Below are 19,131 nucleotides of genomic sequence, written 5' to 3'. Positions count from 1 at the left end.
ACGCATCACCTACGACATACGCTCCCCGCCGTCTTCACGCCGCCCTGTGGGCCCTGGCATTGATCGCCGCAGCAGCCGGGTATGCCTACGAGGTCTTCCTGGCCAGACCCCGCATGGCCTATCTGGGCGTTCCTCGCGCGACCGACTGGAAACGGCCGCAGACCTGGACTCACGTACTCCGCAACCACGGGTTCATGCTCGGGTATTCGGAACTGCGCGGCAATCCGCTTTGGGTCATCTTCACCTTGCGGCCGGTCAGTCACGGCGGGGAAACGCATCCCCGCCCCCGCCATTTCAGGACCGACTGGCGCAACCTGACGCGGGTCAGCCCCGACGACTATACCCGCAGCGGGTACGATCGGGGACACATGGCCCCCAATCATGCGATGGACCTGCTGTTTGGTCGGCCGGGACAGCTCGACAGTTTCCTGATGACCAACGTCGTCCCGCAAAAGCCCGAACTGAACCGCAAGCTATGGGAGCGCCTGGAGGAAGCCGAACTGGACCATTTCACCCGTCTGTTCGATCCGGTCTGGGTCGTCACCGGCCCCTTGTTCGATGCCCGGACGGAGCGGCTGAAATCGGCTTTCCGGGTCGAAATTCCCGATGCCTTCTTCCGAATCTATGCGGCGCCGACTGCATCGGGTGCTCCACGCCTCCTGGCCTTCATCGTGCCGCAGGATGCGCCCGCAAACGCCCCCCTGGACCGTTTCCTGGCCAGCGTCGACACCGTTGAGGCCCTGTCCGGCCTGGATTTCTTCCACGAACTCGAAGACGCCGCAGAAGCGGACCTGGAAGCGGAAATCGCGTCCCAACCCTGGGGATTGCAGGAATTGGCCCGGTTGCCCGGACGGCTTTCTTCTTCCAGACATCGCCGGCCCCCTCCTCCACCAGACCATGAGTAACACGGGATGATGACCAACCGACGGCACCGGCGAAAGCGCTGGCTCAGGATTCATTCGACCCTCGCCTTGAGCGTCGGGTTTCTCTTCGTCCTCACGGGACTCACCGGCAGTCTGAATCTGGTCGGCCCGGAACTCGACCGTTGGCTCAATCCCGAGCTCACGGTGATCCCCCGCGCTGGCGGCGGGTTGTCACCGGACCAGATGATGGCTGCGGTGAAATCCGCCCATCCCCGACGCTTCGGATCCTGGCGGCTGCAATTCCCGGAGTCGCCCGACAGCCCGGCGGTCGCCTGGTACGACAAACCGATCGAAACCAGCGGGGAACCCTATGCCCCACTCATGGTGGCCATCGATCCCTACACGGGGAAAATCCTGGCAAACCGGTTCTGGGGCCACACCTTCGCAACCTGGACCCACCGCCTGCATTCCCAGTGGCTTTTGGGCGGATTCGGCCAGGTGCTCGTCGGCCTGACCGGCTTGGCGCTGCTGGCCAGCCTCGTCACCGGTTTCCGGCTGTGGCTACCAGCCGGCCGCCGTCTGCGCCAAGCAATGACCGTCAAGCCCCGGGCCGGCTTCAAGCGGAGAATTTTCGACCTGCACCGGATCGCCGGGATTTACGGCCTGCCGCTACTGGTGACCGCCGCCCTCACCGGGCTGCATCTCGCGTTTCCCTCGCTGCTGACCACCGTGACCGGCACCGCGGATTTCGGGCATCATGACAGCCCCGATGCGGAAGAAATCACTGCCTCGTCCGCCGTTTCCGACACGCCGCTGAACCTGACCCAGGCCATACTGATGGCCCGCGGCCTGTTTCCGAACGCTGTCGTCGACAGCGTGACCACCCCCCGTGCCAGCAACGGCATGTACCGGGTGGACTTCCGCCGGACCGGGGAGCATCACGCCCTCACCACCGTCTGGGTGGACCCCTACAGCGGCCACATCCGCCAGACCCGCAACTCCGCCGACTTCAGCCGGGGACAACGCTTCGTCAACGCCATCCGCCCCTTGCACAACGGCAGCCTGTTCGGCGCAACCGGCCGCATCCTGGGATTTCTTGGCGGTTTCGTCCCCCTCGCACTGTATGTGACCGGCCTCGTCCACTGGGCGCACAAGCGGCGGATCGACGTGGTCCGTTATCGTCCCCGCCTTCCTTCCCGATGGATCCGGCTTTGGCACCGCCATTGGCCGGAGCTGAAGGACCTGCTGTCGGCTCTCGCCCATGCTGCAACGGCGCACATCGCTCATGTCACGGCGGTTCTGTTCCGCGGCATGGCGAAAATCCGGGCGGAACGGCAGCGCCGCCGCTCGCGGGACCGAACTCCTCTTGGACCGTCACAATGACGTGTACGACGGCAAAAGAAAATCTTGTTATATTTGGTTTTCAGGGTTTTCCCCAGGGCGAAAACCAGGACTTTCCGCCGCCCCGCCGTCCTCCGCAGCGGAAAAACCGTCTCAATCGTGTTGGCAGGAGAAACTATCAATGGCCAAGAGACCCTCATCCCGAACGTCCCAGGACACCGGAGTAGAAAGCCCCCCCACGCCCCCGACCGAGGCCACGGCACCGGAGACTTCGATGGAGTCGGCGTCCGGAACCGAAGCCACCAAATCCACCGCGATCACTGCGGTCGCGGTCGCCGTGGAAGGATTGAAAGAAGGCGCCAGTCAAGCACGCAAAGCCGCGGGCGAATTCGTTCCCGCCCTGGCCCGAACCCTCTCCAAGGTCGTCTATACCGGCTCCTACGGCATCACCTACGGCCTGGTGTTCGGCGGCCTGATGATCGGCAGCCTGATTCCCAGAGACAGCGCCCTCGCCAAAGGCATGTACGACGGAGCCGACTCCGCGGTCAAGGATTTCACCAGGCGTGAAAATGAACGCGCAGCGCTCGCTGCGTCCGGGGAAGGCATGGCGACGACCTGAACCCCTCGTCACCGAACGCCGTTCTCCGCCATCCCCGCAGCTTGCGGGGATTGTTTTTTTCCTCCCCGGGCGAGGGACTTCGCGCAAGCCCTCCCGGCCAAAAGCTTCATCGCCCTGTAACGGTAAAGGCGCAGACTGGGAGACTCGAAGCGCACGTCTTACGCAACGATCCATGACGGTTTCCGAAGAAAAAGCCGAGGCCGGACACCCCCCCGCCGGCACATCCCTCCTCCCGGCACGCATCGATCAGGCCGAGCCGGGAGTGGCCGCCCGCTATCTCGAAAGCCTGCCGCGCGATGTCGGCTGGCTGCTGGTGACCGCCGGCATCGTCGCCGAACTGGCGCCCGGCGTCATCGGGACACCTTTCTGGGTCGCCGGGACACTGGTTCTGTGGCCAAGGATGGGCTACCGCCTGGAACGCTGGCTGCATCGGCGCACCCCCAAGCTTCTTTACGGTGGACTGCGGCAGATCGACCGTTTCCTCACCGACCTGGAACGGCGCTATCCGCGGGCGCAGTGAAGACGGGCGGCGCGATTTCCCGCGCTCGTGGGTGAGTCCACACAGCCGGCGTCACACTCCGCTAAATCCGGAAAACTACACTGAGCGCCGAATCACGCGGTCTCGCGCGGTCCAGGGAAGCCGGAGCCGACCATGGCACCCGATTTGCTAAACGGAATCTCGAACGCAGGTCACTCTGTTCTTTCCGCTAGACGACAACGGAGCCGCATATGTCAGATCCCTCGACCGGCCTGAATCCAGGACATTTGCACCCGCACGTTTCCCCTCTGGGCGTCTCACGGATCACGCACCGGGTGCTGCTCGGCCTCGAAGCATTTTGTGAACGCCTGAGTCTCCTGGCCAACATCGGGCTGCCCTGCATGGTTTATTTGAGCGGTCCCGGCGTGGGGCAGCTGTTCATGGGCCCATTGCGCCAATGCGTACGGGAAAAGGGCCGCATCGTGATCGAAAGCGATCAATTCAGCCTTGGGCTGGAAGAGCGGATGATCGGACGGATTTACCTGACGGAGCAAGACGACGAAGGCCAGTCCGGGGCCGCGGTCGAACTCTATCACCGAGACGGCGGTCTCATCACGCGCATCTGCGGCCTGCCGGATCCGGTGATCGGCGCAGTCTGGCAGGACCTGATGGACACCTTTTCACACTCTACGTTGTGAATGCCGGCTCTGGACTATTTCTGAGTAATTTTGTGTACAATCCGGTTGCCGATTTCCGGCTCTCTCTCAAAATTCGTAGGGTCGCCGGGCTGGACCCGAGGTTTCGCCCGGCACCGCGATCCAACACCGTCCATTCATTCATAGGAGATCTGTAAATGAGCGTTCTCGTAGGCAAACCGGCCCCGGATTTCAAAGCCGCGGCGGTCCTCGGCTGCGGCACCATCGTCGACGACTACTGGTTTTCGAAGGAAACGAAGGGCAAGTATGTCGCCCTCGTGTTCTACCCGCTGGATTTCACTTTCGTCTGCCCGTCGGAACTGATCGCATTGGATCACCGCGTCGATGAGCTCAAGAAGCGCGGCGTGGAGGTGATCGGCGTTTCGGTCGACTCCCAGTTCACCCATAATGCATGGCGCAACACCCCCATCGACAAGGGCGGCATCGGACCGGTCAAATACACGCTGGTCGCCGACGTCAGCCATGCCATCGTCAAGGCCTACGATGTCGAAGTCGAAGGTGCTGCCGTGGCCTATCGTGGCACCTTCCTGATCGACAAGTCGGGCATCGTGCGCCACCAGGTCGTCAACGATCTGCCGCTGGGCCGCAACATGGACGAGCTGATCCGCATGGTGGATGCCCTGCAATTCCACGAGGAACACGGGGAAGTCTGCCCCGCGGGCTGGAACAAGGGCCAGAGCGGCATGAAGGCCGACCCGGAAGGGGTGGCCAGTTATCTGAGCAAGAACGCTGACAAGCTGTAATCCCGCCGGCGCACGGTGCGCAGGAAAGCGCGGGTGGAATCGACCTCCCCCGCGCTTTTTGCTTAGCCGTTGGTCGGAGCCCGCAGCAGGAAATAGTGGCGGACGGCTATCGCCACCACCGCTCCCACCACCACGGACGAATGCCCGATCAATCCCGCCATCATGACGGCCGATCGGGCATGGAATTCGGCCATCAAAGGCTTGGCCACCACCAGGCTCCAGATGAAATTCGGAACGTAATAGGCCACCAGCCCGGCGAATGCCCATTGCACCGCGGGCAGGCCGCGACCTTCCGCCGAGCGGTAGAACCAGATCGCAATCAGAATTGCGACGATGCCGCCGATCATGATTTCTCCTCCATCGTTTTCTTATTTCGACATGGGCCTTCGCCCCACCGGACCGATAAGATACAGGACTCACGGCTTCGGTTCACGCCGTGAACCGGGCTTTAGTCCTCCAGATGTGCAAACAGGGCGGTACTGAGGTAGCGTTCGCCGAACGAGGGGATGATCGTCACGATCAGCTTCCCTGCGTTCTCCGGACGGCATGCCAGTTGCCGCGCGGCCCACAGCGCCGCACCGGAAGAAATGCCGACCAGCAGACCCTCCTCCCGGGCCGCGCGCCGGGCGAATTCGAAAGCATCGTCGTTCTTCACCCGGATGACCTCGTCGTAAATCGTGGTATTCAGGATCGGCGGCACGAAGCCGGCGCCAATGCCCTGGATCGGGTGCGGTCCCTTCTCGCCGCCGGACAGCACCGGCGAAGCGTCCGGCTCCACCGCTACACACCGAAGGGAGGGCTTGCGCTGCTTCAGGACTTCGCCCACCCCGGTGATGGTACCGCCGGTACCGACTCCCGCCACCACGATGTCGACCCGACCCTCGGTGTCGCGCCAGATTTCCTCGGCCGTCGTCCTGCGGTGGATTTCCGGATTGGCGGCGTTCTTGAACTGCTGGGGCATGAAATATTTCGGATCGGAAGCCGCCAGTTCCTCCGCCTTACGGATCGCCCCGCCCATGCCATCCGGGCCCGGTGTCAGAACGAGCTCCGCCCCGTAGGCCCGCAGCAGCATGCGACGCTCCTTGCTCATGGTTTCGGGCATGGTCAGCACGCAGCGGTAGCCGCGCGCGGCGCAGACCATGGCCAGGGCGATGCCGGTGTTGCCGCTGGTGGGTTCGACGATGACGGTGTCCGGACCGATCAGGCCGGCTTGCTCGGCGGCGTCGATCATCGCCGCGCCGATGCGGTCCTTGACGCTGTGGGCCGGGTTGAAGAATTCGAGCTTGGCGACGACCTCCGCGCCGCAGCCTGCGCTGAGCCGGTGGATTCGGACCAGGGGGGTATTGCCGATGAGATCGGTGACGCTATTGGCGATTTTCATGGGTCTGGCACGCGAAAGATTCCAAGGGTGATGAGGGCTTGAGCGGAGCATGCACCGCTCGTCGCGGCATTCTATATCCCCAGGAGGCGAGTGGGTCATTTCTTTTGTGAAGCACTGCATCACCACCCTTCGGCGGCGCCTTCCGGTAGACTTGAAGAGCTTTGAACGACTCCAGGAGAACGACCGGGTGGCTTCCGAATTCGACCTCGAAATCCCGCGCGCCGGCACCCTGTCCGTCAAATACGAGGGACGCGGCGCCTATTTCGGCAGCGAGGACGTGATTCCGCTGTGGATCGCCGACATGGACTTCGCCGCGCCGTCAGCGATCACGCAGGCCTTGTCGGAACGCGCGGCCCATCCGATTTACGGCTACACCCTGTGCCCGGACAGCCTGTACGAAGCGCTGATCGCCTGGATGAAGAAACGTCATGGCTGGGAAATCCGGCGGGAATGGATACTCCTTTCTCCCGGCGTGGTGCCCTCGCTCCACGCCGCGGTGATGGCCTTCACCCGACCCGGTGACCCCGTGGTGATTCAGCCGCCCGTCTACCATCCCTTCTTCACGGCGGTCACCGTTCCCGGCCGCCGGTTGGCGCTGAATCCATTGCGGCTGGAGCAGGGGCGGTACCGGATGGACTACGAGGGCCTGGAACGCCGGGCCGCCGAAGGCGCCCGGCTCATGATCCTGTGTTCGCCGCACAACCCGGTCGGGCGGGTGTGGTCGAGGGAGGAACTGGAGGAGGTGCTACGCATCGCCGACCGCTACGGTATGACCGTACTGTCCGACGAAATCCATCACGATCTGATCTATCCGGGCTACCGGCACACGCCGCTGGCCGCGCTGGCGGACAATCCCCCCAACGTTCTGACCGCGGTGGCCCCATCCAAGACTTTCAACATCCCCGGCTTGGGCCTGTCCGCCCTCATCGTCCCGGACGCCGGCCTGCGCAGGGCGCTGCGCGAGATCTACGAACTGTTCCACATCGGCGCCTCGACGCCGTTCGGCCTCACGGCCTTCGAAGCGGCCTACCGCGAGGGCGAAGGCTGGCTGGAGCGTTTGCTGCCCTATCTCGCCGAGACCCGCGACTTCGTGGCCGATTTCCTCGGCCGCCACGCGCCGGCTATCCGGCCGGTCCCGCCCGAGGGCACCTATCTGGTCTGGCTGGATTGCCGCGCGCTGGGCATGAGCGATGCGGCACTGAAGCAATTCTTCGTACACGAGGCGCGGGTCGGCATGAATCCCGGAATCACTTTCGGCGATGCCGGCAGCGGGTTCATGCGCCTCAACATCGGCGCCCCGAGGCGGATCATCGCCGAGGCCTTGGAGCGTATCGCCGGCGCGCTTTGAAAACCCGGTATCAGACGGCGATCCATTCGATCCGGGCCGAAGGCGCGCCGTCGGTGATGTCGAGCAGGGCCACGCTGACCGGCAGCTTGAAACGCCGGGGACCGGCGCTGCCCGGATTGAGATAGAGCACCCCGCCGCTTTCGCGGATCGCAGCGCGGTGGGAATGGCCGGAAACCACGACGCCGAAACCTTCGGCCACCGGGTCGATCGCCAGCGCTTGCAAGTCGTGCAGCACGTAGCAGGCAAGACCCGCGCATTCGACTACCGCGGTTTCGGCAAGGCTCTCGGCCCAGGCGCCGCGGTCGTTGTTGCCGCGCACGGCCACCACCGGCGCCAGTTCGCCCAGGCCATCGAGAATCCCGGGATGGCCGATATCGCCGGCATGGATGATGAGGTCGCTGCCTGCCAGCAGCGCGACGGCCTCCGGACGCAGCAGGCCGTGGGTGTCGGCGATCAGCCCGATGCGCTTCACTTCCCGACTACACAGCATTGGGCCAGTGACCGCCGTCTCCTTCCATCAATTCGTCGGCCTCCAGGTCCCTGCGGCCACGCAGAGGCGGCCAGCCGGGCTAGGGAGATTCTCGTTCCGGCGGGGTGGGCAACTCCCGCGGCGGTTCCGGGCCTGGCTCCACCTCGTTCGGAATCGCTGGAACCGGCTCGGCCGCACACTCGATTGCCAACGGTGAAACCGTCTCGACCGGCCGTCCTGTTTCCGGCCTGCCCGACGGATTCGTGTACAGATCGTTCAGCGACTGGATCGATTCCTTGCAACGCTGGCGTATTGCGGACAGCTGAATCTCGCAGTGCCGGCTCCAGCCCATCAGGCCCGGTTTGCGGAAGAACGGCCAGGGCACGGCATTCGCCCGGAAGCCGCGGACCATGTCCCAGCGGATGTTGAGCGCCTTCTGGCGTTTTTTGAGAGTCCGCACGCCGAATGCCGCAAAAATCACGCTCAGTACGATGTGGACCCGCGACCACAACAGCAGCAGCCCTATGAGCACACCCGAACCCGCCATTACCAGGAGATTCGGCTCCAGTGGGACGAATTCCACCATCCCGTAACCGGCGGCCCCCAATACCGGCAGGAAAGTCGCGCAGTCGGTCCGGATCAGACGTTTGCGGTAGGTCTTGAACACCTTCTCGATTTCGGGCAGCGCCACGTCCTGGAACTCCTCGACCAGACGTTCCAGGGTACCGAGGATGCGGTAGGAACGCTCGATTTCGAGTTGCTGGATACGCGCGTTGATCTCCGCCCAGTCACGGTCGCGCCGCTGGAGATAGCGTTGGCGCAGGGTTTCATCGGCGATGGGCACGGAGACATCCGGCGAGAAAATCGTGTAAAACCGTCCCGTAACCAGCCCCGATTCTGCCAGGGCCCGGTGCCAGGCCGCCACCACCTCCTCGGGATTGTCCTCCCGGGCCGTGGTATCCATCTGGTTGAGGATGAACAGGAACTTGTTGGAGTCGTGGCGCTTGATGGTTTCGGTCACCAGATAGCGCAAGGTGTCCTTCATTGCGCCCGGTTCGGGATGGCGGGCATCGAAAAATACCAGCACGAGATCGGAGATGTCGATGATGTGCTTGGTGATCGCCAGAACGGCATCGCGCTGCGGATCGGCGTCGAATCCGGGCGAATCGATGATGATCTTGCCCTTGAGAAAAGGACTGTTGCAGGTCTTGAGCTGGAGATAGGCGTTGATGCGATCGCCCTCGCCTTGCAGGACCTGGTCGATTTCCTTGCTGATCTGGAAGAAAGGGAAACGGGGATCGGCGTCCAGTGCGATGCCGGGCAGGGTCCTGGACTCGACGTCATCGGAATAGCTCAGCACTGTGAACTTGTCGTCCACGGCCTGGTTACCGGTGCGCTGGATCCTGGCCTGAAGCAGGTGATTGATGAAAGTCGACTTGCCGGCGGAAAAGGTGCCCAATACCGAAATCACCGGCCACCAGGAAATCTGGCCGGCGCTGGCGTACTCCGGATCGATCAGGCCCAGTTCACGGGCGATGTTGTCCAGTTCTTCGAAACTCCGCGCCGCGCCCAGCAGCACCGGATTTTCCTGGGTGAGATGCCTCTCGAGATTTTCGGAATAGTTGGTCATGGCTTCTGTGTTGACGGAACCGGATCGCTCGGTGCCGATGGGTTCGAGACCGCGACACTTTACGTGTTCCCGGCCCTCAAGTCGATCATGGTTCGATGCGATGAGCCGCGGCTTGCTGCGCGGCATTCGATCCGGGGGCAATGCCGCCGGCCCGTATCACTTTCGTGCGCAAATCCCGATAATATTCAAGAGCAGGGTTTCCGGCACCGAAACCAGAAGTGGAGATATGGCGTGAACCGATCCGCAAATGTACGCTCGATCCGATCAGGAAGGGGCCGGGTACTGGCGGGCATCCTGACCGTCGCGGCGGCGGCACTGATCACCCTGGAAATCCACGCCCGCCTCACTCCTTTCGGCATGGTGACGTATCCGGCGAATGGCGCTGCAATGGCCGATCCACGCCGGGCCGTCACGGTGGAACCCGTCGGGGTAGGCAGCCGGATCGCAGCCGTGGAACTGCGGGAAGACAACGGAACGGTTGTGGCGGCCGCCCAGGAATTGGAGCATTTCGAGTTCACCGGCCCGCTCGCCTTCGGCAGACACTACGTCCTCACCACAACGATCGAGCGCCTTTGGTCCGACGAGAAGCGGACCGAAGTGCTGGAATTCACCACCGTGGGTATCCCCAGGCTGGAAGGACCGGCGGAGCGTACCCTGGCCCCGGATGCCTCACTGACGCTCGTGTTCGATCAGCCGGTGGGTAAACTCGAAGCCGTCGGCGGACTGAAACTCACCGTCCAGCCGGAGCAAACCCGCACCGTTTTCAGGCTTGAGGCCTCGGACTACGCCCAGGGCAGCACCTACCCGACGCAGATTCGCTGGGAAACCCCTGGCGGGGTGCCGCTGCCTCCATTCGAGCTGCGCATTTCGACGCCGCCTCCGGTATCCGCGGAGGTCAATCTCCGGGGGGCGGAGAATCTCGGCACGGCGATGCCTCTGCAGATCACCTTCAACGAGCCTTTGGCCGAACGGGACAAGGCGGGCCGGCAGGTCCGGATCCAGACCGAGGACGGTAGGGAAATCACCGGAAGATGGGGCTGGGTCGGCAAAACCCGGCTGCAATTCACCCCGCTCAACGGCTGGCCGCCCTCCAGTGTGATACGGGTCAGCGCGGAACCCGGCGCTTTCCGCGGTGTCCAGGGGGGCTATCTCGAGCCCCCGCTGGATTTGAGCTTCTCGACGGGAACCGACCGGAAAATCTTCGTCTACCTCGACACCCAGACGATGACAGCGGTGGAAAACGGCCAAACCGTGCGGACCTTCAAGGTCAGCACGGGCAAACCGCAGACACCGACGGTCACCGGCTCGTTCTACATCTATGCGCGCTTTCCCACGAAGACCATGAAAAGCAGGGCCAAAAAAGGGGAAAAAGGGCATTACATCGTGGAAAACGTTCCCTATGCCCAGTATTTCTATTCGGATTACGCCTTCCACGGCGCCTGGTGGCACAATGGCTTCGGCCGCCCTGCAAGCCATGGCTGCGTCAACATGTCGACCCAGAAGCACAACGTGCGCTGGCCCAAGGCGCCCGAAGATGCCGGCTGGCTGTATCAGTGGGCCTCGCTCGGAGTGCCGGTGACGGTCATGCATTCGCCACCGTCATCCACTTCCACCCGCATCGCCCTGGAAGAACCGCAGCGCGACCGGCCCGGGGTCAGATCATCCCCCTCTCCCTGAACCAGGCCACGGCATCGGCGAAAGCCGCACGGGTGGAAGTCGGGACCAGGCCCAGTTCGCGCCGGCTCCGTGAGGAATCCCCGCGCTTGCCCGAGTTGAGCAGGCGGATGGAGTGGTAGTTGAAGCGTGGCGTCCGGCGGGGGAAAAAACGGCGTTCCAGCGGGTCCTTCAGCAGCGCGATGCCCTGCATGAGGCGCGGCGGGATCGCGAGCTTCGGACGCGGCTGCCCGGTCAGCTCCTCCAGCCATTGCAGTATCTGACCGATGGTGCAGTGCTCGCCGGTGACGAGATAGCGCTCACCGCGGATGCCTTTGTCCATGGCCAGCAGTTCCGCAGCCACCACGTCGCGCATCGGGACGAAGTCGAAGGCACCGGGAACGAACGCCCTCATCCGGCCATGGGCGAAGTCGAGGATGGTACGGCCGACCAGGCTGGGCCGGAAATCCCACGGACCGACGATCGCGGCCGGGTTGACGATGGTCACGTCGAGGCCGCGCACGGCTTCGAGGATCACGTCGTGTTCCGACACGGCCTTGGTCCGTTCGTAGTCGGTGCCCGGTTCGAACGGGCTGACTGTCCAGTGTTCGTTCGATGCGCCTTGGGGGTTGATGCCGACCGCGCCGAAGGAGCTGGTATGCACCACCCGACGCACGCCGGCCCGCCGCGCCTCCTGCATCAGCATGCGAGTGCCGACCACGTTGACGTCGAACAGCTCCTGGCGGTCACCGTCGCGGATACTGACGAAGGCCGCGGTGTGGTACAACCGCTCCACACCTTCCAGCGCATCCCGGATCGAGCGGCGGTCGCGCAGATCGCCGTAGGCCCGCTCGACCGCCAAGCCGTCCAACGCCGCGACGTCGCTTTGTCGGCGGATGAAGGCGCGCACCTTCTCGCCCCGGGCCAGCAGCGCCCGAACCAGATTGGCGCCGAGATGGCCGGTGGCGCCGGTGACCAGTGTGGTCATGCCGGGTCTGCCGCCGGCTTTGGCCCGGCTCTCTCCATGGACTGCTGGTAAGCCTTCCACTTCTCCAGCGACAACTTCTGGAACGAGCTGATGGCCGGATTGAGCTCGATCTGCGGCGCATCGGGATGGCGCTCGAAACCGTCCTGCTCCAATTCCAGCGCCCATTTGTCCTCGCCCAACAGGGGCTCGATGTACCACTTGTTGGTGAACCAGAGGATGGGCTTGCGCAGGAATTCGGGCATCTTCCAGTTCACGATCGGGACATGGATCGGCCCGAACAGGAAGACGAAGAAACAGCGGGTGGTGCGCTCGTCCTCCGGCAGCATGAACAGCCAGTGGATGTACTTGCCGCCGATGTCGGAACCCTGATAAGGGTACTGGTACCAGATCTCGATCTCGTTGAGATCACGCGCCCCGCCTTCCATGAAGAGCTTGGCGACGGGGCTCCCGTCGAAACGGGTGTCGTAGTAGACCCGAACACTGTCGGCGTCCTGCTTCCACTCGCGCAGGATAGGCTGCAGGAAGGGGCGTTTGTGCCGGTGCAGGTATTCGTGGTTGAAGTCGCAGACGTTCTCCACGATCATCGAGAAGTGCGCTTTGATCGTCACGTCGATCGGGAAGAACGGCCAGGGCTGCCCCCCTTCGAGCTGCGGGATCGTCGGCAGCGGGGTGCCGTCCGCCAGGGCGGGATCGCCCGGAAACAGCCAGATGAGCCCCCATTGCGCCTTGACGGGATAGGTCCTGATGCGGATTCTAGGTAACCTGGTACGGCCCTTGCCAAGCTCATGGTGGATTTCGGTGCACCGGCCGCAGCCATCGAATTTCCATCCATGATAGGTACAGACCAGGTTTCCCCCCTCGACGAAGCCCTGGGACAGCGGGAGTTGCCGATGCGGGCAACGGTCTTCCACGGCATGCAGTTCGCCAGCAGCGTCGCGGAACAACGCGATGTCCTGTCCCCAGAAACGCACCCGTTTGACTTGCCGGGGCTTGAGCCTGCCGTCGATCTCGACCACATACCAGTAATTGCCGCTCATGCCGACGGTGCGGACCTGCCGCCGACGGGGCAGTTCGGGGACATCTTGGTTTCTGATCGATCGGCTCATGGTCGGCGCCTCGGAAAAGAGCGGAAGAGAATGCTACCTAGCGGGCGCCCCGATCTCCTGGCGAAGATCGGCGAACTCCCGTTCCCATATTTGTTTGTTGTATCCCCAGCTTCCGGACTCCAGCAATCTCCAACCGGCGGCCATTTCCTCCTCGACTCGCCGGCTTTCGCTCTCGCCGTTCACTTCCCACAGGGCCTCGGCATAGAACAGATGGTTGAGGGGGTGCCCGGGGTGTCTTTCCACCGCCTGTCCGAGCAGGTCCAGAGCCTTGTCGCCGTCGCCCATCCCTGCGGGCCAGGCCGGGGCCTTGAGGTACAACATGCCCAAGAGCCGCAAGGGGCCGCCGTCATCGAAATCGGGACTCAGCTTCACCGCCGCCTCGGACTCGTGCTCCAGCCGGTGCAGATTCGCCAGCGCCGCCGTCATGTCATCGCGCACGGCCAGCCCCAGGTTTGCAGCCAGATAATAATGGACCGCGCCGTCATCCTCTCCGCCTTGCGCCAGCGCGGCTTCGGCGCGCTCCACCCCCTCCCTGGCGAAGCGCGCACGCTCCGCCGGATCGGAATTGCGCTCGGCGAGATGCAGGCAAATCCGGCTGCCCAGGGAACTGCGGCGTAACGCTGGGTCATCCGAGCCGCGCAGGAAATCCAGGGCACATTCCAGCTCCCGCGTTTCGCTGGAAGGACCGAGTGCATCCTGACCGGCACTCAGGGCGGCGGCGGTCAGCCGGGGACAGCCCGCCGACGGACCTGCCGGAATGCCATCGCGGTGGAGGCCGCCGCAACCGGCCAGGACCCCCGCCAGAATACCGGCAGCAAACAGACGCACGGTATGCAATGCGTCAGTTCCGCGCCAGCCAGAGCCTGGCCATGGGATCGAACACGGTGGGATCCACCGCTACGAAAGACTGGATACCAAACAGGTCGCACAGCTTCCTGCCTTCGGGATCGGCACACAGGGTTTCCAGCGCCTGGGCGAAGCGCGCCCGTTCCTGGGCCGAAGTCAACCGGGCATTGGCCACCACACCCATCAGCGGAATCTCCGCGGATGTGAACACCGTCTCCACCGGACTCGCCAACTGCAGCGCGCTCAGACCCGCGAACTGCTGTTCATTGAGCACCACCGCATCCAGCTCGCCCTTGTCCAGGGAGCGCAGGGCCCGGATCGCCTGGCGCGAAGGCTGGAGGGCGAAATCCTTTTCCGGATCATACTTGCCCGCAAACACGATCTTGCCGAGGAAGGCCGGTTCATCCAGCATGGTACCCCCCAGCGTCCTGCCCTTGAGTTCGTCCATGTCGTGGAACCTGCCCTGCTTTGCCACGACCCGGTAACGCTCGCTGGTACGTCCGTCGATCCTGGGCTGAACCACAGGCACCAGATCGTATTGGCCGCGCATGTCCAGGTATAGCGCCAGCGAAGTGATCGCGAACGCGGGCTTCATTTCCGCCATGAGTTTTCCGCAATCCGCCACCTTCGCGGTGAACACGCTGCTGAAACTCTTCTCCGGCCACTGCCCTACCCGCTCCACCACCCGCAGCATCGCATCCATCGCCTGATCGGCGTCGCGCTCATTCACGGCTCCCCCCGGGTAACAGACGACCACCGGTGCGGGGGCGCCGGCCTGCGCGGGAACGAAGGGGGCCAGCAGGGCCGCCAGGAGGGAAAAGCGCGTAATCTTGTCTGTCATGGTTTCTTTCTTGAATCGAGAAGCTGTCCGATCGCCGGTGCCACCCACAGGGTCGCGGCCAAGCAGCACAGGAGACCGACGGTGATGTTGACGCCCAGGCTGGACACGCCGCGATAGTTCGCCAGGGTGATCGCCCCCAGTCCCGCCAGCTCGGTGCCGGCGGCGAGCCCGATCACCCTCCCCGCGACCCGATTGATCTGCGTCAGCGAACGGTCCTTGAGGTCGAACCAGCGCTGGGAGAACCATACGCCGTAATCCACCGCCAGGGCGATGACCAGGGGCAAAGCGATGATGTTGGCATAGTTGTAGCGGATGCCGCAGAGAGCCATCAGCCCCAGCATCCAGCCACCGCCGATCAGCAGAGGCATGGAAGCCAGCACGAAACCGCGCCAGTTGCGCAGGACCAACGCCAGCCACAGCAGGCAAACGGTCACCGCCTCACGAGTTCCATGGGTGAAGCTTTCCACCACGGACTTGGAGAACACCTGATGGGTGGCCGGGAAGCCGGTCGCATCGGGCGACACGCCATAAATTTCCTGCATCAGCCTGTCGAGGTTGGCGGGATCATACACAGTTTTTGCCGGAAAAGCGTACACTGCAACCGTCCCGTCGGCGGCGAAAAACCGGTCCCGCAAAGCCGGCGGAAGTTGGGCCGGGGTGATGGGCCGCGCCTGGCGCCACTCCGCCAGCAGTGCCACGCCCCGCTCCGCCGCCGACAGCAGCATCCGGAAGAACCGCTCGCTGCGCTCCCGGGCCTGGACGGGATCGGCCTCGATGGCGGACCGGACTGCATCCAGCCTCCCCCGTACGTCTTCCAAAGCCGCCACCAGCCCGGAATGCCCGGCCGAGAATGCCAGCTCCTGGGACTGGTCGATGAAATCGCCGCCCTTCTCCAGAATCGTCCGCACGCGTCCGAAAGTCCCTTCCGGCAGACCGATGGCGGCGAGCCTGGCCAATCGGACCGCATAGCCGTCGTCAGCAAGTTCGCCGATGCGCCGGGCCTCGAGGGCGCGTGCGTCGGCGTCGGGCGGAAACAGGTCCATGAGCGACTGCACCTTGGCCACGCTCCCCAGCCTGCCCGCCTCCGCTGCGATGCGTCGGGCCTCTTCGAGGTCTGGTGCGGTAAAGATGACCACTTCCGCCTGATAGTCGCTCTCCGCGACCATACGGTTCTGGTAGTAGGCTGACTCGGAGTCTTTCGGCAACAGCGAAAGCACGTCGTAATCGAAGGGAAGCTCGTAGCCGCTTCCGATGCCGAATGCCGCCGTAGCCAACGCCCCCGCGACCAGGATCACGGCGACGCTTCCCCGGAAAGGCATACGGCCCGGCTCGATCGCCCCGGCAGACGCCGCGGCCGGCAACGGCGCGAGTTTCGGCGGCAGCAAGGCATACAGCGCCGGCTGGACCAGCCAGGTACTGACCAGGATCAGCATCACTCCCTTGGCCGCCACCAGCCCCAGTTCGGAAAAGCCGGGGAAATCGACCGTGGCCAAAGCCCCGAAAATCACCACCGAGGCGCCGCCCGCGGTGAACACCGCCTGGAAGGAAGCGCCCATCCCTGCCCCGATCGCCTCGGTCAGCGGTTTACCGCGACGACGCTCCTCGGCGATACGCGCCGAGGTGAATATGCCGTAATCCGCGCCCAGGCCGAACAGAACGGCAATGAAGCTGGCGGTGATGAGGGTCAGGTGGCCGATGGTGACCAGCGCAAGACCCAAACTCCACAACACGCCGAGGCCCATGGGAACGAAGATGACCAGCGCCCAGCGCCAGCTCCGCACCACCACCAGTATCAGCAGGACGATCAGCCCGGCGGCGGAACCGACCACCAGCGCTATGTCATGACGGATGCTGACGTGCTCTTCGTACTCGATGGCCGGCAGCCCCGTCAGCCCCACCTTCGGCGCGGTGCGGCCGGCCGCACGGGCCCTGGCCGCCCGATCCGCCGCCACGGTTCTCACCTTTTCGACGAATGGCCCGATGGCTGTGAAATCCTCCGACGCGCTCGCCGGGTGTACGAACAGGAAGTACATCCGGCCATCGCGCGAGACGAAGTAGCCATCGTTGGCGATCTCGCTCCCACCTTGGCCGGCCAGCAGCCGCGTCCAGTCGAGCGCCGCCGGCACCTCCCCCGCGCTGAGCCAGCGGTGCCACTCGTCGAGCGAAGCCCCCAGCAGTTTCAACCCGACTTCGACCGTGGGAAGGTCGATGCCGGCAGCGGGCATGGCGGGCGCCCCTTCGAGCCACTGCACCAGGCGGCCCAAAGTGGCATCGACCTGCGAGGAGTCCTCCGGAATGGCGCCAGCCCCGAACTTTTCCAGCACGCCGGCCAGCGTCCCGAGCCGCTCCGGGGTCACTGCGAGATAGGCATGCTCCAGCACGAAACGCAGATCGAGCCGGGCCGTCGCCTGAGCGATTTCGGGCTCGGCAGCAAGCGCCGTCGCCAGTTCGTCGGCAAACGGCTTGAGCTCGTCCGGTGGCGCCCCTTCCAGGACCACGATCAGGTCGGAAGCGGCCCCGAACTTATTCAGAAAAGCGTCGAAACGCTGAGCAACGGCATTGTCGTGCGGCAGCAAGGCCTGGCGGGAGGTATGGACCGGCAGCCGGGAAACCGCCCACAGGGACAGCGCCGAGAGCGCCATGGCGAGAGCCAGGACCCGCCACGGCCGGCGGGCGAAGCGTTCGGCCGCGAGGGCAGCCAAATGGGGGATGTTCACTCGAGGCTGTTCGTTTCAAGGGCTTGCGGTAATGGTGCCCGAACCCGCAGCTCCGGTGACGGTCGGACGCAAGAAAGCGCACCGCGGTGGTGCTTTCGAGGCATAGTCTAAATTGTGAATGCCCCAAAACAAAACCGTGACGTCGAGATTCCTCCGCCGTTCGGGCCACCCGCCGCGAATGCGGCCGGATGTCCCGTCGTCTCCACCTTCACGGCGTCCGCCGGGCAGTTCCGACATTGATGCGACCAACGTTCATCCGCTCTTCGATTTCGCGCTCGGCCGCCAGCCAGTCGAACATCTCGAACCCCGGCATGAACCCGCGCTTTTCGGCCCGGAAATAGGCAGCTTCGGCGATCATCGGCTCCAAGGACTGACCCGAGTGAAGCCGGAGAGGAAGGGGTGTCGACCCGTAGGCGTAGGTGAAACCGAACTTCAGGGTTTCGACGAAGCCCAAGGCGTCCACCTCGCGTAAGCCGATCTGTGCCGGCCGGACTTCCAGCAGCGTGCCGAAAAGCCGGTCCCAAAAGGAAAACAGCGCGCCGTAATTGCGATCGTGCTCGCTGCGTAAAGCCGAGTGATGCACCCGGTGCAGGCTCGGCACGACGAACAGACGGCCTAGTCGGCGCTCCCCCGGGAACGAGACATCGGCATGGTGGAACAGCACGGCCAGGGTGATCAGCGCCTCGCTGAGCAGGACCTGGGCGGCATGCACACCCGTGATCACGATGAAGCCGGCCTTGACCAGTACCGTCAACAGCACCTCGGCGAAATGCAGCCGGAAACCGGTCGTCACGTTCATCGAGCGGTCGCTGTGATGCACCTTGTGGAACAGCCACAGCCAGGACAGGCGGTGACTGGCCCAGTGCCAGCAATACAGCACCAGATCGAGCAAGAGCAGGGCCAGCAGCCCCCGGAGCCAGGGGTTGCTCACGCCCGCCAGGAGTCCGCCGCCGGTGTGGCGCTCCGCCAATATCAGCAGGGAAGACACCGACAATGCGGACATCAGCAGGTCATTGAACAGGAACAACGACAGGTTCGTCCGGTACGATTTCCGCACCGAGGGATTGGCGCGCCCGCCCCGGCCGAGCCGGACCTCGGCCGCCATCAGAACGGCGAACGTCAGCAGAATCACCGCCGGCAGCACGTCCTCGCCGGCCAAATCCTGCCCCAGACGGTCGATGCCGGGGAACTTCAGATGCGACGTCAGATTGCTCAGGATCATGATCTTTCCTCCGCACGAATGCTGTCTGAAAGAAGCCCTGGCTGCGCACGGCGGGAATGGCACCGCCCGACGCGTCAGGCCGGTCAAGGAACGGCTGAAACCCGCCCCGCCCAGGCTGATCCAAGGCCGGATTCAGACTAGCCGCCGTAGACGGTGTCAGCAACAAAGTG

The 19,131-nt window shown here is 64.1% G+C and carries 18 protein-coding genes; 8 read left to right on the top strand and 10 right to left on the bottom strand.

The window, feature by feature from the left end:
- Positions 1-59: 59 nt before the first annotated feature.
- The 6 genes from ACSHWJ_RS12970 to ACSHWJ_RS12945 all read left to right on the top strand — a co-directional run bounded on the left by ACSHWJ_RS12970 (position 60) and on the right by ACSHWJ_RS12945 (position 4,760).
- Positions 60-905, top strand: a complete 846-nt coding sequence (locus tag ACSHWJ_RS12970; protein ID WP_248617078.1) for a DNA/RNA non-specific endonuclease — start codon at positions 60-62, stop codon at positions 903-905.
- A 6-nt stretch (positions 906-911) separates the two neighbouring features.
- The gene (locus ACSHWJ_RS12965; RefSeq protein ID WP_432539896.1) at positions 912-2,246 is read left to right on the top strand and encodes a PepSY-associated TM helix domain-containing protein; all 1,335 of its coding nucleotides are present in this window, start codon (positions 912-914) and stop codon (positions 2,244-2,246) included.
- A 232-nt stretch (positions 2,247-2,478) separates the two neighbouring features.
- The gene (locus ACSHWJ_RS12960; protein ID WP_432539895.1) at positions 2,479-2,823 is read left to right on the top strand and encodes a hypothetical protein; all 345 of its coding nucleotides are present in this window, start codon (positions 2,479-2,481) and stop codon (positions 2,821-2,823) included.
- A 172-nt stretch (positions 2,824-2,995) separates the two neighbouring features.
- Positions 2,996-3,343, top strand: a complete 348-nt coding sequence (locus ACSHWJ_RS12955; RefSeq protein WP_432539894.1) for a hypothetical protein — start codon at positions 2,996-2,998, stop codon at positions 3,341-3,343.
- Between the two features lie 209 nt (positions 3,344-3,552).
- On the top strand, positions 3,553-3,999 hold the full coding sequence (locus tag ACSHWJ_RS12950; protein ID WP_010960325.1) for a hypothetical protein: 447 nt from the start codon (positions 3,553-3,555) through the stop codon (positions 3,997-3,999).
- Between the two features lie 155 nt (positions 4,000-4,154).
- Entirely contained in the window at positions 4,155-4,760 is a 606-nt protein-coding gene (locus tag ACSHWJ_RS12945) for a peroxiredoxin (protein WP_010960324.1), read from the top strand.
- Between the two features lie 62 nt (positions 4,761-4,822).
- Here ACSHWJ_RS12945 and ACSHWJ_RS12940 read toward each other — a convergent pair whose 3' ends face one another.
- Positions 4,823-5,107 carry a hypothetical protein gene (locus ACSHWJ_RS12940; protein WP_017364433.1) on the bottom strand — a complete coding sequence of 95 codons (285 nt, stop codon included), beginning with the start codon at positions 5,105-5,107 and terminating at the stop codon, positions 4,823-4,825.
- Positions 5,108-5,208: 101 nt separating this feature from the next.
- Positions 5,209-6,141 carry a cysteine synthase A gene (gene cysK, locus ACSHWJ_RS12935; RefSeq protein WP_010960323.1) on the bottom strand — a complete coding sequence of 311 codons (933 nt, stop codon included), beginning with the start codon at positions 6,139-6,141 and terminating at the stop codon, positions 5,209-5,211.
- Between the two features lie 187 nt (positions 6,142-6,328).
- On the opposite strand from cysK, the gene ACSHWJ_RS12930 reads away from it, so the two are divergent.
- Positions 6,329-7,489, top strand: coding sequence for a MalY/PatB family protein (locus ACSHWJ_RS12930; RefSeq protein ID WP_432539893.1), 1,161 nt, complete (start codon positions 6,329-6,331; stop codon positions 7,487-7,489).
- A 10-nt stretch (positions 7,490-7,499) separates the two neighbouring features.
- Here ACSHWJ_RS12930 and ACSHWJ_RS12925 read toward each other — a convergent pair whose 3' ends face one another.
- Positions 7,500-7,979, bottom strand: coding sequence for a metallophosphoesterase family protein (locus tag ACSHWJ_RS12925; RefSeq protein ID WP_026045823.1), 480 nt, complete (start codon positions 7,977-7,979; stop codon positions 7,500-7,502).
- A 79-nt stretch (positions 7,980-8,058) separates the two neighbouring features.
- Positions 8,059-9,588: a dynamin family protein gene (locus tag ACSHWJ_RS12920; protein WP_432539892.1), complete on the bottom strand. Its 1,530-nt coding sequence runs from the start codon at positions 9,586-9,588 to the stop codon at positions 8,059-8,061.
- 231 nt (positions 9,589-9,819) lie between these two features.
- Here ACSHWJ_RS12920 and ACSHWJ_RS12915 point away from each other — a divergent pair, with 231 nt between their 5' ends.
- Positions 9,820-11,265 carry a L,D-transpeptidase gene (locus ACSHWJ_RS12915; RefSeq protein WP_432539891.1) on the top strand — a complete coding sequence of 482 codons (1,446 nt, stop codon included), beginning with the start codon at positions 9,820-9,822 and terminating at the stop codon, positions 11,263-11,265.
- Here ACSHWJ_RS12915 and ACSHWJ_RS12910 read toward each other — a convergent pair.
- The 6 genes from ACSHWJ_RS12910 to ACSHWJ_RS12885 all read right to left on the bottom strand — a co-directional run bounded on the left by ACSHWJ_RS12910 (position 11,243) and on the right by ACSHWJ_RS12885 (position 18,961).
- On the bottom strand, positions 11,243-12,229 hold the full coding sequence (locus ACSHWJ_RS12910; RefSeq protein ID WP_017364427.1) for an SDR family oxidoreductase: 987 nt from the start codon (positions 12,227-12,229) through the stop codon (positions 11,243-11,245). The two genes, ACSHWJ_RS12915 and ACSHWJ_RS12910, sit on opposite strands and share 23 nt — an antisense overlap.
- Positions 12,226-13,335 (bottom strand): aromatic ring-hydroxylating dioxygenase subunit alpha, encoded by a 1,110-nt coding sequence (locus tag ACSHWJ_RS12905; protein WP_198323294.1) that lies wholly within the window; start codon positions 13,333-13,335, stop codon positions 12,226-12,228. Before ACSHWJ_RS12905 ends, ACSHWJ_RS12910 begins: the two co-directional genes overlap by 4 nt.
- A gap of 33 nt (positions 13,336-13,368) precedes the next feature.
- Positions 13,369-14,163 carry a sterol transporter outer membrane protein BstC gene (gene bstC / locus ACSHWJ_RS12900; protein ID WP_277458321.1) on the bottom strand — a complete coding sequence of 265 codons (795 nt, stop codon included), beginning with the start codon at positions 14,161-14,163 and terminating at the stop codon, positions 13,369-13,371.
- 13 nt (positions 14,164-14,176) lie between these two features.
- Complete coding sequence (gene bstB, locus ACSHWJ_RS12895; RefSeq protein ID WP_198323292.1) at positions 14,177-15,022, bottom strand: sterol transporter periplasmic substrate-binding protein BstB; 846 nt, start codon at positions 15,020-15,022, stop codon at positions 14,177-14,179.
- On the bottom strand, positions 15,019-17,739 hold the full coding sequence (gene bstA / locus ACSHWJ_RS12890) for a sterol transporter cytoplasmic membrane protein BstA (protein WP_432539890.1): 2,721 nt from the start codon (positions 17,737-17,739) through the stop codon (positions 15,019-15,021). The genes bstB and bstA overlap by 4 nt, the downstream gene beginning before the upstream one ends.
- 208 nt (positions 17,740-17,947) lie before the next feature.
- Positions 17,948-18,961 carry a sterol desaturase family protein gene (locus ACSHWJ_RS12885; protein ID WP_432539889.1) on the bottom strand — a complete coding sequence of 338 codons (1,014 nt, stop codon included), beginning with the start codon at positions 18,959-18,961 and terminating at the stop codon, positions 17,948-17,950.
- Positions 18,962-19,131 lie beyond the last annotated feature (170 nt).

This window comes from Methylococcus sp. S1M (genome assembly GCF_051295855.1).
Taxonomy (GTDB): domain Bacteria; phylum Pseudomonadota; class Gammaproteobacteria; order Methylococcales; family Methylococcaceae; genus Methylococcus; species Methylococcus capsulatus.
The sequence above is the reverse complement of the archived record's forward strand: the minus strand, read 5'-3'. Positions and strand labels throughout refer to the sequence as shown.

Bases quoted from the DNA above. Each gene is read 5' to 3' on its own strand.
- ACSHWJ_RS12965 (WP_432539896.1), top strand. From the start codon at position 912: ATGATGACCAACCGACGGCACCGGCGAAAGCGCTGGCTCAGGATTCAT.
- ACSHWJ_RS12960 (WP_432539895.1), top strand. From the start codon at position 2,479: ATGGAGTCGGCGTCCGGAACCGAAGCCACCAAATCCACCGCGATCACT.
- ACSHWJ_RS12955 (WP_432539894.1), top strand. From the start codon at position 2,996: ATGACGGTTTCCGAAGAAAAAGCCGAGGCCGGACACCCCCCCGCCGGC.
- ACSHWJ_RS12950 (WP_010960325.1), top strand. From the start codon at position 3,553: ATGTCAGATCCCTCGACCGGCCTGAATCCAGGACATTTGCACCCGCAC.
- ACSHWJ_RS12945 (WP_010960324.1), top strand. From the start codon at position 4,155: ATGAGCGTTCTCGTAGGCAAACCGGCCCCGGATTTCAAAGCCGCGGCG.
- ACSHWJ_RS12940 (WP_017364433.1), bottom strand. From the start codon at position 5,107: ATGATCGGCGGCATCGTCGCAATTCTGATTGCGATCTGGTTCTACCGC.
- cysK (WP_010960323.1), bottom strand. From the start codon at position 6,141: ATGAAAATCGCCAATAGCGTCACCGATCTCATCGGCAATACCCCCCTG.
- ACSHWJ_RS12925 (WP_026045823.1), bottom strand. From the start codon at position 7,979: ATGCTGTGTAGTCGGGAAGTGAAGCGCATCGGGCTGATCGCCGACACC.
- ACSHWJ_RS12920 (WP_432539892.1), bottom strand. From the start codon at position 9,588: ATGACCAACTATTCCGAAAATCTCGAGAGGCATCTCACCCAGGAAAAT.
- ACSHWJ_RS12910 (WP_017364427.1), bottom strand. From the start codon at position 12,229: ATGACCACACTGGTCACCGGCGCCACCGGCCATCTCGGCGCCAATCTG.
- ACSHWJ_RS12905 (WP_198323294.1), bottom strand. From the start codon at position 13,335: ATGAGCCGATCGATCAGAAACCAAGATGTCCCCGAACTGCCCCGTCGG.
- bstB (WP_198323292.1), bottom strand. From the start codon at position 15,022: ATGACAGACAAGATTACGCGCTTTTCCCTCCTGGCGGCCCTGCTGGCC.
- ACSHWJ_RS12885 (WP_432539889.1), bottom strand. From the start codon at position 18,961: ATGATCCTGAGCAATCTGACGTCGCATCTGAAGTTCCCCGGCATCGAC.